At 39.3% G+C, this 13,924-nt stretch carries 12 protein-coding genes; 5 read left to right on the forward strand and 7 right to left on the reverse strand.

The features are described 5' to 3' along the window. Positions 1-80 precede the first annotated feature (80 nt). On the reverse strand, positions 81-395 hold the full coding sequence (locus A923_RS0117180) for an HI1450 family dsDNA-mimic protein (RefSeq protein ID WP_017222926.1): 315 nt from the start codon (positions 393-395) through the stop codon (positions 81-83). A gap of 193 nt (positions 396-588) precedes the next feature. On the opposite strand from A923_RS0117180, the gene aroG reads away from it, so the two are divergent. Together aroG and A923_RS0117190 are read left to right on the forward strand one after the other, a co-directional pair. Then, positions 589-1,650 (forward strand): 3-deoxy-7-phosphoheptulonate synthase AroG, encoded by a 1,062-nt coding sequence (gene aroG / locus A923_RS0117185; protein WP_017222927.1) that lies wholly within the window; start codon positions 589-591, stop codon positions 1,648-1,650. A gap of 152 nt (positions 1,651-1,802) precedes the next feature. Beyond that, positions 1,803-2,297 carry a DUF3085 domain-containing protein gene (locus tag A923_RS0117190; RefSeq protein WP_017222928.1) on the forward strand — a complete coding sequence of 165 codons (495 nt, stop codon included), beginning with the start codon at positions 1,803-1,805 and terminating at the stop codon, positions 2,295-2,297. Between the two features lie 95 nt (positions 2,298-2,392). Here the strand turns inward: A923_RS0117190 and ylqF are convergent, their stop codons facing one another. The 4 genes from ylqF to A923_RS0117210 form a co-directional block, all read right to left on the reverse strand. After that, positions 2,393-3,319 (reverse strand): ribosome biogenesis GTPase YlqF, encoded by a 927-nt coding sequence (gene ylqF / locus A923_RS0117195; RefSeq protein ID WP_033197654.1) that lies wholly within the window; start codon positions 3,317-3,319, stop codon positions 2,393-2,395. Positions 3,320-3,642: 323 nt separating this feature from the next. Next, positions 3,643-4,647: a LacI family DNA-binding transcriptional regulator gene (locus A923_RS0117200; protein WP_017222930.1), complete on the reverse strand. Its 1,005-nt coding sequence runs from the start codon at positions 4,645-4,647 to the stop codon at positions 3,643-3,645. A 98-nt stretch (positions 4,648-4,745) separates the two neighbouring features. Beyond that, complete coding sequence (locus A923_RS0117205) at positions 4,746-5,762, reverse strand: ester cyclase (protein ID WP_017222931.1); 1,017 nt, start codon at positions 5,760-5,762, stop codon at positions 4,746-4,748. 100 nt (positions 5,763-5,862) lie between these two features. Further along, on the reverse strand, positions 5,863-7,158 hold the full coding sequence (locus tag A923_RS0117210) for an MFS transporter (RefSeq protein WP_026006310.1): 1,296 nt from the start codon (positions 7,156-7,158) through the stop codon (positions 5,863-5,865). 289 nt (positions 7,159-7,447) lie between these two features. Between A923_RS0117210 and A923_RS0117215 the strand changes: the two genes are divergently transcribed. Then, positions 7,448-8,989 (forward strand): sodium:solute symporter family transporter, encoded by a 1,542-nt coding sequence (locus A923_RS0117215; protein WP_017222933.1) that lies wholly within the window; start codon positions 7,448-7,450, stop codon positions 8,987-8,989. Between the two features lie 63 nt (positions 8,990-9,052). On the opposite strand, the gene A923_RS0117220 is transcribed toward A923_RS0117215, so the two are convergent. After that, positions 9,053-9,964 carry a LysR family transcriptional regulator gene (locus A923_RS0117220; RefSeq protein WP_017222934.1) on the reverse strand — a complete coding sequence of 304 codons (912 nt, stop codon included), beginning with the start codon at positions 9,962-9,964 and terminating at the stop codon, positions 9,053-9,055. Between the two features lie 174 nt (positions 9,965-10,138). Here A923_RS0117220 and A923_RS0117225 point away from each other — a divergent pair, with 174 nt between their 5' ends. Continuing rightward, positions 10,139-11,332: a glycine C-acetyltransferase gene (locus tag A923_RS0117225; RefSeq protein ID WP_017222935.1), complete on the forward strand. Its 1,194-nt coding sequence runs from the start codon at positions 10,139-10,141 to the stop codon at positions 11,330-11,332. After that, on the forward strand, positions 11,332-12,366 hold the full coding sequence (gene tdh / locus A923_RS0117230) for an L-threonine 3-dehydrogenase (RefSeq protein WP_017222936.1): 1,035 nt from the start codon (positions 11,332-11,334) through the stop codon (positions 12,364-12,366). Before A923_RS0117225 ends, tdh begins: the two co-directional genes overlap by 1 nt. 417 nt (positions 12,367-12,783) lie before the next feature. Here the strand turns inward: tdh and A923_RS0117235 are convergent, their stop codons facing one another. Then, the gene (locus tag A923_RS0117235) at positions 12,784-13,572 is read right to left on the reverse strand and encodes a winged helix-turn-helix domain-containing protein (protein WP_017222937.1); all 789 of its coding nucleotides are present in this window, start codon (positions 13,570-13,572) and stop codon (positions 12,784-12,786) included. Positions 13,573-13,924 lie beyond the last annotated feature (352 nt).

Genomic DNA, 13,924 nt, shown 5'->3' on the forward strand with positions numbered 1-13,924 from the left:
GTTAAACACTTTTTATAAATACTTACTTTAAAAGCTAATATTCCTTAAATCGAAGATGAAATCAAGTCACAGCTGAATGATTATTCAGTTTTCCAAATAATATGGATAAATTTATCGCCGGCTTTTTTCTTTACTAACACACGACCGAATACATCACTGAGTAAATCTTTGTCGTCAACCAGTCCAATGTGTAACTCACAATATTCAGCGTCATTAACACCCATTGCCACACTTGCAGGCCAATCGCTACCAAGATCAACGATATCAACAGCACCAAGATCTTCGAATTGCATGGCAAATAATATTTGGTCAGCAGGTGATAATTGGGTTTGAGCATCCTCTAAGAAGGCATCATAGGCAAAGTCAATTAGTTCATCTTCAGTTTTTAATAGCATGGAATTTCCAAATTTAGGGTATTTTGGCTGGATGTTACCTTAATCTTGGTAAGATAAGAATATTTCTTACAATATCCATGGCTTTTTTATGTCATTTCTAATTGCTTCCGAGTGAAATAGACGTTACATTGAATGCGGACAATATCACATTAGAGTACGAATGCCTGAGGGCGAATAAAGGAATATTATTAGTATGCATTATCAAACAGACGACGTCAGAATCCGTGAAGTAAAAGAATTATTACCGCCAATTGCAGTGTTAGAAAAATACCCTGCTTCTGATGATGTGACTAAAACAGTATTTGAATCACGTAATAGCATTAGCCAAATTCTTAAACAAGAAGACGATCGCCTTTTAGTGATTGTTGGTCCTTGTTCAATTCATGACACTGTTGCTGCATTAGAATATGCAGAGCGATTAGTGGCATTGCGTGAAAAGTATAAAGATACACTCGAAATTGTTATGCGCGTTTATTTTGAAAAACCACGTACAACGGTAGGTTGGAAAGGTTTAATTAATGACCCTTACCTTAATGACAGCTTCCAATTAAATGATGGTGTACGTATTGCGCGTAAACTATTGCTTGATGTGAACGCGATGGGCCTACCAACTGCGGGTGAATTCCTGGATATGATCACACCACAATATGTTGGTGATCTAATGAGCTGGGGCGCAATCGGCGCACGTACTACAGAATCTCAAGTTCACCGTGAATTAGCATCAGGCATGTCATGTCCTGTCGGCTTTAAAAACGGCACAGACGGTACAATTAAAGTAGCGATTGATGCGATTGGTAGTGCTAACGCACCGCACCATTTCTTATCAGTAACTAAATTTGGTCACTCTGCTATTATTTCTACTGCAGGTAACCCTGATTGTCATATCATCCTACGTGGTGGTAATAAGTCGACAAACTATTCTGCTGATGATGTAGCTACAATTACAACTCAGTTAGTAGCAGCTAAGCAAGACGTTAACATCATGATTGATTTTAGCCATGCAAACAGTGAGAAGAAATTCCAAAAACAAATGGATGTTTCGACTGACGTTGCAGGCCAAATTAGCGCAGGTAATGGCGCAATCTTTGGTGTGATGGTTGAAAGTCATTTAGTCGAAGGTCGTCAAGATCTTGTTGATGGTAAAGTTGAAACTTACGGTCAAAGTATTACTGATGCTTGCATCGGTTGGGCTGACACTGAAACGATGATGGCTCAGCTATCTGATGCAGTTGCGACACGCCGTACAGTTAAATAAGCAAGCGGTTAGCTGACTTGCATTAACACGCTGTTTAGGTATATAGTTCGAGTATATTATATATCTAAGCTGTATCAAGATGAATCTTGACGCAGTTTGAGTATTAAGCACAAACATTTGTTTGTGCTTTTGTCATTAAAGAGCGGACAAAAATGAAACGAATTATATTTTCTCTTGATGAAGTTTTGCCGATTGAAGCAGAAGCACTCGCTGCAAAGACTTTTACTCCTACTTATGATGATCTTTGGGACGCGACTAAGTTCAAAGGCTCTAAAGTTGTTGATGAACATGGCAACACTGAAGTTGAAGCATTAAGTAAAGGCCTTAACTTCTGGCCAGATGTTAATCAACTGAACCCTAAAAAGCTAACCGCACAATTAACCTTGATGGCTGAACACGGTGTGTTCATTATGAACAACGTTTCAAGTGATATCTCGCCAATTGAGCGTGGTACCCTAGCGTATGCACAAGGTTGCCACCCAGAGAACGATGCTGATTTCGAAATGAATCAAGATGATATTTTTGATGGTGAAATGGGCTCAATCACAATTCCATTGGAATGGGTGAATCGTTCTGTGAAAGCGGATAAGAAACAGTTCATTATTGAATTGGGTGATGATGACGATGTGCGTCTAATCATCAAATAAAGAATAAAATGTAGAATTAAATGATTAGAATAAAAAGAGCCTCTCGTTACTGTAACGAGAGGCTCTTTTTTTGCAATTTATTCAGGTCGAATAGATTAACGACGTCTTTTCTTTGGTTTACGTTTTTTAATCTTCTCGCCTTCAAGGGCTAAACGTTCGATAACCGCTTTTTTCTCTGCTTCAGCCATTGCTGGCGTTTCTAAGCTAAGACGACAGATTTTAGCAGTACGTAATTCATTAATTAGGATTGCAGCCGCTTTGTTCAAATCAACAAAACCACCAGGCCCTAAACAACCACGACCACGGCCAATGTCTTCTAACAATTCTACGTCTGTCTTGTCTAGGTTATCTAGCTTGTAACGCTCACGCATTGCTTCTGGATACGTTTTACACATGTATTCCGCTGCATACATACCGATATCATCATATTCAATCGCAGTGTCTTTAATTGCGCCTGTTGATGCTAAACGGTAACCAGAAAGTGGATTCTGTACTTTCGGCCATAACATACCTGGGGTATCTGATAATACGATACCGTTATCAAGCTTGATACGTTGCTGTTGTTTCGTTACCGCTGGCTCATTACCTGTTTTCGCAATAATACGGTTAGCAAGAATATTAATCGTGGTTGATTTACCCACGTTTGGAATACCCATGATCATCGCTTTAATTACTTTGTCAGCACCTTCTTTGTTTGGTACTAACTTACGCGCTAGGGCAGGGATCTTTTTGATCTCATGCACTTCTTGCGTCGTAAAGGCATAGGCTTTAACGCCTTCTTCTAATTCTAGATATTCTAACCATTCTGCAGTAATAATCGGGTCTGCAAGATCACTTTTGTTGAGAATTTTAATACAAGGAGTATCACCACGTAGCTCTGAGATCATTGGATTCTCACTGCTGTAAGGAATACGCGCATCAAGCACTTCGATAATGAGGTCCATTTGCGGCATTACTTCCGCGATCTCTTTACGGGCTTTATGCATGTGCCCTGGGTACCACTGGATTGAGCTTCTAGTCATTTGAAATATAAACCTTTTATTTTGTCTTTCTGTCACATGGGGTACTTTATGGGGTACTAAATGTGTTGGTCTGAAAGTTGGTTGCTAAAGCAGCGAGTAAACTTTTCCTGCAATAGTCTGATAATTGTCGCCAGTTTAACGTAATTAGTGATTTCGGTCACTAATGGTTGGTATATCTATGCAAGTAATTTTAGTTGAAAGTTGTGGGGGGGGATTTATCTATCGGCGTTATTTGCGCTATTCTAAGTCGCGGTTGTTGCGTAAACAACTCGCGAATTAGATTGAAACCCAGCCGTTTTTATTTCAATAGATGGGGGGATATTTTACCGTGTGGTTTTGCGTTCTATAAAATGCGCTGGAAGCATGAGCTTTACTAGCGTCGAATCATTCTGACTAATTTGGTCGACAATGATTTTTACAGACTCTCGTGCCAAACGCTTAAAATCCTGATTAAAAGTAGATAGCTGATAGTTTAACCATTCTGCTTGAGGGATATTATCAAATCCAATTACTTGTAAATCATCTGGAATTTTTAAACCAAACTCTAGACGAGCTACATCCATGAGCGCCATTGCAATATTATCGGTTGCACAAAATACGCCATCAGGTCTGTTGACTTGGCTCAGCACTACTCTGATTTCATCTAGAGCCTCTGTGTAGTCAAAGCTGGCTTCAACAACATGCGCTTGTTTATTTGTCAGGCTTTCAAACTCACTACAAAAACCAGCTTTACGCTCATTATTAGTGAAAGTGGGTATATCACCCGTTAAGTAGATTGCTGATGTTACGCCATTTTTGTGAAAATGCTTTGCGGCTGTTTGGCCTGCAGCGTAGTTGTCACTCACTACATGACTACTTCTTGTTCCTTCAACTACTCTTGCGAACTGAACAACAGGGATATTAAATTCGGCACATTCTTCATAAAGTGATTTGTTGAATGTTGCCGAAGCCGCGATTACACCATCGACACGATACTGAAAAATATTGGGAATAGAGTGGAGTGCTTCATCGTCAACTTGCCATGGGATCAGTACCGCTGAATAACCTTCTTTTTGTAATTCGCTGGATATTAATTGCAGCGTTTTCATGTGCAAAGGGTAATCAGTATCTGGAAAAACTAAACCAATAAGTTTAGATTCATTGGTGGTTAGGCTACGAGCAAAAGCATTGGGACGATAATTTAACGTTTTTGCAGCTGCAAATACTTTGTTTTTGGTTTTTTCACTGACAGAGCTGCCCGGCAAAAAAACACGAGATACCGTCGATTGAGATACGCCGGCTAATTTTGCAACATCTTTTGAGGTGGCGTTTGCTTTAGGTATATTCATGAGTGAGCTATTATTTTTAGTAAGGTGACTAAAACTAGAATAACATAATTAGGCAAGGTGTTCATAAGCCTGAGCTAATTTGCCCAGGCTTATTAATCCTAAAGGGTAGGGTTTGTTATTTGTTGAGTACGTTCAAATACATCTAAACCTTGTTGTTGTAACCAATAAGGTAGATCAATCAATACCCAGTTTTCAGACAATTTGTCCCCGTCGCGATAATAAACATCAACAACTTGCATGTTTGCTCTCACTTCGCCACCTGGCATACCTAAAAAACCACCTGTCGGTGTATTTGAAAGGTTTGGCCAACCGAAGAAACAAGAGAAACTGCCTTCAGCAAAACGACAAACGTGGCCATTGAATTTTTTGTCTTTTAAATTGTTACGGAACGGCAGTTGGTGCTGTTGTTGGTAACGAGGGATCGTATACGATGCGCCGATACCACAAGGGCCATACCATACCATGTCTTTAGACCAGCTTTTCGCAAGTACTTCTGGTGGGCAGCCCATTGCACCGCTATCGTTAAGCGCTGATAGATCATCAACCATTTTGTTTACTAGCGCTAGGGTAGCAATACCTTCGGCTGGATCTGCATCTTCGAATAATAAACCGTCGTGATTACGTGGACCAGGGTATACAAAGTGTTTGCCCGTTGACGGTGGTAGTGGGTAACAACCAGCTTGATCCATCATACCGAGTAAATCTAAGAACAAACCAGTCTTGGTGATTTTGCCATTTTCTACGCAACTAAATTCAGCGTAGCGAACATTCATAATTTTGCCTGTTGGGCGCATACCAAGGAATTCAGCATCGAATAACCCCATAAAGTGGCCCATGCTCATCACCCATGTTTCACCTGCAGCGACTTCATTTTCACCGGCGATGAAGATATCTTGACGACGTTGCATACGGGTCATCGATTTCATCATTGGTGACCAGAATATGTCAGCTGCTGCTTGTGCGCCTTGCTGTTCACGGAATGGGTACACACTACGCCATAGGTAGTCTTCTGAAGTATGCGATTTTAGTACTTCTGCTACATTTTCGTGCGTTGCTTTTTCCATTGCATCGAAATAATTACGTACTATTTTTTTCGCTTCTTGATATTTAGACATTTTATCTCTCTTTTGCTGACGAGCCTGTTTCTTACGGGCTAGAAAAAATAAATCATATTAGCGACAGGCGAGGTGCCTGCCGCTTAAATAAAGGTTGTTACTATGCGGTTGCTTGTTTCAGTGATTTTTCTTTGTAGAAAATACCGCCTTTTAATGTTTCAGGCAGAGAGAACCACAGTAGACCAGCAATGATCCAGATGATTGGAGAACCCCACATTGCGGTCTCTAGGTCTGAACGTTCTTGGATGTAAACCAATACCATTGGCGCCCACATGCCGATGATACGACCACCGTGGAATAAAGCTGCGCCAAAGTTACGCAGATGTGGAGGGAATAATTCAGAGAAATAACCACCCCATACTGCCGACGCAGATAAGCCGAAGTTGTATATAAGGCCAAGTATCGCTAGCATATTTAGGCTACCAATCATGACGTCGCTTGGTGCAACAAAGAATACTGAAGCCATGACACCGGCGATGATAAACCCTAGTGCGTTAACTTTACGGCCGTATTTGTCGGCAATAGCGCCCCATACCCATGCGCCGAATAATGAACCAAATGCAGATATAGAGAAAATGATACCGATGGTCGCGCCATCGAACTCTCTAACCTGTCTTAGATAGGTTGTTACGAATCCACTAAAGAATTGGTAACCATAGAAGTTAAGGCCGGCAAGTAATAGACATGAAAGCGTTAGTTTGCGGTAAGGTGCACTGAGCATTTCGCCCCAAGAACCTTTTTTCTTTTCTGCTCCAGCATTTTCTTGTTCAGCGGCTTCTTCTTCACCATATGCGATCACTTTTTTGTCGTTTGGTAAAAGGAAAATCATCAGCGCGGCTGCAACTAATGGTGGAATACCACCAACCCACATTAGGCTCTGCCAAGGTGCGTCAATACTGGTGATAAATGCCGCGTAGGCACCCATAGCCATTAAGGCAACAGAGAACATACTTGATGCAAAAGCCGTTAATTTACCACGTACACTGGGGGTAAATAGGCCAATCATCATTGATACTGCGACGGTAAAGTAACCACCGAGTGAAATACCGATAATAAAACGCATTAATGCCCACGTCGCGTAATCGGTAAACATCATATTAATAATGGTCGCACCACCATTTAGGGCGGTAATGACAATCAACGTCGACTTTTTGCCAAAGTTAGATGCAACCCAAGCACAACTTAATGCCCCTATAAGCGCACCAACCGATTGCCAAGTATAAAATTGAGCCGTATCCGCTAAGCTAATGTTGTCATACTCTTCAACAAGATAGGGACGGACGTAATCAATAATTACAAAGTTATAACAATAAAAAAAGTAACCCACCAAAATGGCAATGTACGCAGCAATACGCTGAGTCATTGGCACTTCGCTCATATGTTTCCGTTCAATCATGACCGATAGACCTCTTTAATAGGGACAGTTAATTATATTTAGGAAGGAAGTCGATTTTCCGTTTTAACATCCACTTCGTTCGAATTCGGGTGAATGATAGATTTTTAGGAAAAAAAGAACTGTGATCAACTTCAAAACTAAATGATTACGTACCCATTTGTGTTTTATTAGTCATTAATGATTTGTTTTAGTGATGAATATCGCAGTTACTCGGTGTAAATTTCCGTAATACTCATTTTTTGATAAGATGTTGTTACTATTTATTAACGCTGTTACTGGGAATATGCAAATGGTTACGTACTCAAGTCTTGCTGTAGTGGTGTGTTATATTATTATTACCTTATTAATAAGTTACTTAGTTAACTTTCGTTATAATAAAGGTGATGATTTCGCTACAGGGGGACAGCAATTTGGTTGGTTTACAGCCGGCGTTTCCATTTTAGCCACTTATATTAGTGCAATGACGTTTATTGGTATGCCTGGTTGGGTGTATAACTCGGGCATGGAAGCGATGAGTGTCCATTTAAACTATCCCATCGTCATATTCTTTACCGTTACTTTCTTTGTTCCGGTCTTTTACAAACTTAAATTAACATCAATTTATGAATACCTTGAACTGCGTTTTGGGATCTATGCTCGAACCATCAATTCGCTCGTATTTCTTGTTGTTCAATGTATCTCTGCAGGTATCATCTTATATGCGGTAGCACTCATACTTGTGCAAGTGATACCGATATCGATCTCTGAAGCCATTATTTATATCAGCTTATTTACAGCGCTATATACGTGTATTGGCGGTATATCGACGGTGATATGGACCGATATGCTGCAATCTATTGTGCTGGTGATCGGCAGTGTTGCCATTTTTTGTATACTACTCATGGATATAAATACCAAAGAATACTTGTCGCCAGATAATCTGACTATTATCAATACCAGCTTTGATCTTGGAGTGGATACGACGCTATGGGCGGGCGTTGTCGCGGTGAGTTTCTTACACCTGAGTGTCTATGGTACTAACCAGTTAATTATACAAAGAACGTTAGCGACCAAAAACGTTGAACATGCGCAAAAATCAATGTTGTTGTGTGGCTATAGTGCTTTCTTTATATACCTATTTTTCTCTGTGTTAGGTGTGTTGCTGAGTATTTATTATCAAAACCAACATTTTGATAATAGTAATGAAGTCATTCTTGATTTTGTTTTTAATCATACTAACCCAATTGTTATTGGGCTGGTTATTTCGGCATTAGCAGCGGCAGCAATGTCGACATTAGATTCAACTTATAACTCAATGGCAACTGTTGCTACCTTTGATATTTATAAACGCTTTGTGTGTAAAAATGGTTCACAGCGTCATTATGATTCTGTAGCAAGGAAAATGAGTCTGGTAGCCGCAGCAGCGGTTGTTATCCCGGCATTATTCGCCATATCGAATGAATCGGTGCTGAAAACAATTGCAAGTTTGACGTCGATTTTTGTTGGTATTCGATTGGGGTCATTTGTACTCGGGCTGTTCTTTCACAAGGCCAATGAAAAAGGGGTCATCGTCGGTAGTATTCTCAGTATCGTGGCGGTGTTCATTGCACGCTATGCCGATATATCGTGGCCATGGTTTGCCCCGATTGGCACCTTGGTATTCTTATTCTTTGGTGTGTTGACGAGTCGCTTCTATGGCAGTAATTCTATCGAGCAACAAGACTTCATTAAAAATCAAGCCGCCCTTTTTTCTAAACCTAAAGCGAGTCATTACGGCCTATTTGTTTTTGGCGCAATGACCATCGTTGCCTGTCTGTTTATACCTGATTGGCTCTTTGCTGTACTTTCATAACATGAACAAAAATGTCTATAGCATGAACAAATGTCTATGGCATATAGAAAGTGCCTAATGGTGTTAACTCAAATGTTGCATAGCATAATCGATAAATACTTTGAGCTTTGTAGGCATGTATTTGGTTTGGGCATACTGCAGTGCAATGATCCCCTGATAATTACTTTTAACCGTCCAACCGCAGAGAACCTCGGTTACATCGCCTTTGCGGATCGCTTCCTGCACGACGAAATCGGGAAAAATACCGATACCTAAGCCATTAATGACACCGTTTAAACGCATCTGAGAATGGTTGACTGCGTAACGGCCTGAAACGGTAACTGTATGGGATTCATCACCTTTGATTAAACCCCAGATGTGGTCGGTTTCATTCTCTGCTAAATAAAGGCAATCGTGTTGTGTTAATTGTTCGGGGTGAGAAGGGGTGCCTTTTTCTTTTAAATAATCAGGGCTTGCACATAATACTAAGCAGGTTTTACCTATCTCTTTTAGCACCAAGTTTTCATCTGGCTTATCCGTTAGCAAAAAGGCGATATCGATACCGTGTGCAAAGATATCTATTGGCCCATCAATCGCCCGCAATTTAAGTTGGATCTGCGGATATTGCTTTAAAAACGGGATGACAAAAGGCTGCAGCACCACATTCAAAAATGCTTCCGGTGCCGCAACCGTTATTGAACCTGCGGCTTGGGTATGTTCGACACTGGATATTTCTACCGCTTGCTTTGCCGCATTCACCATAGGGACACATTGATCGTAAATCTTCTGCCCCGCGTCGGTAATGATCAGCTTTCTGGTTGTACGCTCAAATAGTTTAATTGATAAAGCTTGCTCAAGTCGGGTAATGGTTTTGCTCAATGCTGAAGGCGTGACATTTATTTTTTTTGCCGCGGCCGTAAAACTGCCTTCTTGAACAACTAAAGTAAAACTCGCCAAGTCGGGTAATAAGGCGATTAATTTTTGAGATATCATCATTCTATTTGTGCCTGTGTTTCACTAATGTTTTTCCGTATAGAGGGATAATAGTCTTATCTGCGATCAATTAGAATAGTTTCATAGTATAAATTATTTCATGACTTGTTCGGCTTTTCTTAATAATAAGTAGCTAATAACAAGTTGTTTCAAATAAAGCTAAAAAGGAATATTTACATGACTTCTACATTCTACAATCAGATCAGTGAGCAAATCGAAGAAGTAAAAGCGGCAGGTCTGTATAAACAAGAACGCGTTATTACTTCAGCTCAAAAAGCGGCTGTGTCTATATCTACTGGTGAAGAAGTTTTAAACTTCTGTGCTAATAACTACTTAGGTTTAGCGAATCACCCAGCACTTATTGAAGCTGCAAAATCGGGTATGGATACGCATGGCTTTGGTATGGCGTCTGTGCGTTTTATTTGTGGTACTCAAGATTCGCATAAAGAACTTGAGCAGAAGTTATCAACATTCTTAGGCATGGAAGACACGATCCTTTATACCTCATGTTTTGATGCTAACACTGGACTTTTTGAAACCATTCTTGGTAAAGAAGATGCGATTATTTCTGATGCATTAAACCATGCTTCAATTATTGATGGTGTTCGTCTTTGTAAAGCGATGCGCTTCCGTTATGCAAATAATAATATGCAAGAATTAGAAGCACAGCTAATCGCCGCTACTGAAGCGGGTGCTCGCCATAAGTTAATCGTTACTGATGGTGTATTCTCAATGGATGGCGTTGTTGCCGATTTACCCGGTATTTGTGATTTAGCAGATAAATACGGTGCTTTGGTAATGGTAGATGACTCTCACGCTGTTGGCTTTATGGGCGCAAATGGCCGTGGTACCCACGAACATCATGATGTGATTGACCGTATCGATATCATTACCGGTACCTTGGGCAAAGCAATGGGCGGCGCTTCAGGTGGTTACACTGCGGGTAAAAAAGAAGTAATCGATTGGCTTCGTCAACGTTCGCGTCCTTATTTATTCTCTAATTCAGTTGCACCAGCTATTGTTTCTGCCTCTATTCGTGTGCTTGATTTACTGGCAGAAAGTGATGGTCTGCGTGATACTTTATGGGCTAACTCTGCTCACTTCCGTCTACGCATGGAAGCAGCTGGTTTCACGATGGGCGGTGCTGATCACGCGATCATTCCAATCATGCTTGGCGATGCAAAAGTGGCGGCAGACTTTGCTGAACGCGCACTTGAAAAAGGCATTTATGTAGTTGGGTTCTCTTTCCCTGTGGTACCAAACGGTAAAGCGAGAATTCGCACACAGATGTCTGCTGCACATAGCAGAGAAGAACTTGATAACGCGATAGATGTATTCATCCAAGTTGGCAAAGATATAGGTATTATATAATGAAAATTAAAGCGCTTGCTAAATTAAAACCAGAACAAGGCATCTGGATGACTGAGGTTGATAAACCTGAAGTTGGCCATAATGACATTCTGATTAAAATCAAAAAAACAGCTATTTGTGGTACCGACGTTCATATCTTTAATTGGGATGAATGGGCACAGAAAACGATTCCAGTACCTATGGTTGTTGGCCATGAGTATGTAGGTGAAATTGTTGGTATGGGCCAAGAAGTACGTGGCTTTGCAATTGGTGACCGAGTATCTGGTGAAGGCCATATTACGTGTGGTCATTGTCGAAATTGCCGTGCTGGACGTACACATTTATGCCGTAACACTACAGGCGTTGGTGTTAACCGTGAAGGTGCATTTGCTGAATACTTAGTTATCCCTGCATTTAACGCATTCAAACTACCAGATGATATTTCTGATGACATGGCAGCAATCTTTGACCCGTTTGGTAACGCTGTACACACCGCATTATCATTCGATGTTGTTGGTGAAGATGTATTAATCACTGGTGCTGGTCCAATTGGTATTATGGCCGCTGCTGTATGTAAGCACGTTGGTGCACGTAATGTTGTGATCACGGATGTTAACGAATACCGTCTCGACCTAGCGCGTCAAATGGGCGTAACACGTGCAGTTAACGTAGCAACGGAATCACTTAAAGATGTGATGGACGAGCTTAAAATGACAGAAGGCTTCGATGTTGGCCTAGAAATGTCAGGCGTACCATCTGCATTTAGCGATATGCTAGACAAGATAAACCATGGCGGTAAAATTGCTATGCTAGGTATTCCACCAAGTGACATGAGCATTGAGTGGGGCAATGTTATCTTTAAAGGTTTAGTGATTAAAGGTATCTATGGCCGTGAAATGTTTGAAACATGGTACAAAATGGCTGCATTAATTCAGTCAGGCTTAGACCTAACACCAATCATTACGCATCACTTCCCCATTGATCAATTCCAAGAAGGTTTTGATATTATGCGTTCAGGCATGTCAGGTAAAGTGATCCTGGATTGGGAATGCTAAAAAGATAAGATCTTTGAGGGGCGTTAGGCCCCTTTTTTGTTTGTCCTGCAAAGCTGGTATGAATGTGATGTATTAATTTATCCCCATCGATTATTCAAAAACGAACAATAAGTTGAATACTTCAGCTGAAAAATAATTGCTATTTTTATTCTTTTACGTGGTTCATTCTTCGTTTAATGAAGAGATAATCAGTAATAATATAAAAATTTGGTCGGAGGGTTAACTAACTGTGTACAATCTATGCTCATACGTTGAACCAATGAATACTTAAGGTCAAACGTATGAATACTGGTTAGAATACCAAGCCGTTACTAGAATTAATGGTCTATTACAAGTCACCTATCAATAATGAGTATCATAATATTTTAGAGTTATTAAAGCTAATCTCTAAAGTAGTAAGTAAACTGAGTTGTTGAATCAATATAAAATGCATTTATTTTTTTCTTTATTTATACTAAGTTCTAGAATACGACCATTAACATTTAGAATGCAGTTATCTTCTAAAAATCTATAATTTCTTATTAAATCAGGCTCATACTGACTATCTGCAATAGAAAAAATATTAGCGTTAGGGTAGTGACTATAAAAATCTACTGATGTATTAAGTAAATAACTATGTGAACCTACTGTAAATCTATATCCTACATCTCGAACTAGAAGATGGTTATGCTCATCGTAAGCATAAAAACTATACTCCCATTTTATTAAAAAAATATTAACTCTTAGATTATTGTAATTATGTAATTTCGCCGTAGCTTTAAAATCTCGCCCAGACGAAAAAGTAAGATTGAAAATCATAAATACCATCAATGAAAGTAAAAAAAATGTTACAATAATCAGCTTAAAAGTTAATAAGTGGTTGGGTTTTTTCTTTTTTATAGTAGGTGCTAATTCGTCGCTGATAGATATTAATTTCAAATCAACACGGTAACCTTTTTTATGTACTGTTATGACGATGTCAGAGCTGCCAATAAGGCTAGATAATTTTGCTCTGGTTGTTTTCACTAAGTTATTTAGACTGGCCTCACTAACAATATTACTCCATAAATTATCAAGTAAAAACTCTCTACTTACACACTCCCCCTTTACATCAATCAAGAATAGAATTAACTCTAATTCCTTTTTTATAAATTCTACTTTTCTATCTTTCTCCCCATGTTCATTACAAATAAAAGCATTACATTTTTCCTTGTCGATATAAATCATGTAGAACCTACTGCAAATAAATAACTTAGTTTTAAAGTGGTGATTACAAAAACGATTTAATTAAACTTTATATACACTTAACATACAAACTTCAATACAAATCATAACATAAAATATTTTTCATGTATTTTTCATTTATTTCACTTACTTTTACTTTTTTTACTTATTTAATTTTAAATTTTACATTTAAATCATGTATTTATATGTGTTTTCATACATAGTTAATGAGTCGGGGATATTGGTAACATAGCGGTTTTATTTAGGGGGTATTAATTAAGTGGTAGATATTTATAAATATAACATTCTAACTAATCAGTAAATTATTATTCATTTAAGTTATAAGTTATAACTT

Source organism: Moritella dasanensis ArB 0140 (assembly GCF_000276805.1).
Classification (GTDB): Bacteria; Pseudomonadota; Gammaproteobacteria; order Enterobacterales; family Moritellaceae; genus Moritella; species Moritella dasanensis.

What these genes read in the sequence shown, in the direction of transcription:
- A923_RS0117190 (WP_017222928.1), top strand. Translation starts at nt 1,803, where the DNA reads ATGAAACGAATTATATTTTCTCTTGATGAAGTTTTGCCGATTGAAGCA.
- A923_RS0117180 (WP_017222926.1), bottom strand. Translation starts at nt 395, where the DNA reads ATGCTATTAAAAACTGAAGATGAACTAATTGACTTTGCCTATGATGCC.
- A923_RS0117225 (WP_017222935.1), top strand. Translation starts at nt 10,139, where the DNA reads ATGACTTCTACATTCTACAATCAGATCAGTGAGCAAATCGAAGAAGTA.
- A923_RS0117200 (WP_017222930.1), bottom strand. Translation starts at nt 4,647, where the DNA reads ATGAATATACCTAAAGCAAACGCCACCTCAAAAGATGTTGCAAAATTA.
- A923_RS0117215 (WP_017222933.1), top strand. Translation starts at nt 7,448, where the DNA reads ATGGTTACGTACTCAAGTCTTGCTGTAGTGGTGTGTTATATTATTATT.
- A923_RS0117220 (WP_017222934.1), bottom strand. Translation starts at nt 9,964, where the DNA reads ATGATGATATCTCAAAAATTAATCGCCTTATTACCCGACTTGGCGAGT.
- A923_RS0117210 (WP_026006310.1), bottom strand. Translation starts at nt 7,158, where the DNA reads ATGATTGAACGGAAACATATGAGCGAAGTGCCAATGACTCAGCGTATT.
- ylqF (WP_033197654.1), bottom strand. Translation starts at nt 3,319, where the DNA reads ATGACTAGAAGCTCAATCCAGTGGTACCCAGGGCACATGCATAAAGCC.
- A923_RS0117205 (WP_017222931.1), bottom strand. Translation starts at nt 5,762, where the DNA reads ATGTCTAAATATCAAGAAGCGAAAAAAATAGTACGTAATTATTTCGAT.
- aroG (WP_017222927.1), top strand. Translation starts at nt 589, where the DNA reads ATGCATTATCAAACAGACGACGTCAGAATCCGTGAAGTAAAAGAATTA.
- tdh (WP_017222936.1), top strand. Translation starts at nt 11,332, where the DNA reads ATGAAAATTAAAGCGCTTGCTAAATTAAAACCAGAACAAGGCATCTGG.
- A923_RS0117235 (WP_017222937.1), bottom strand. Translation starts at nt 13,572, where the DNA reads ATGATTTATATCGACAAGGAAAAATGTAATGCTTTTATTTGTAATGAA.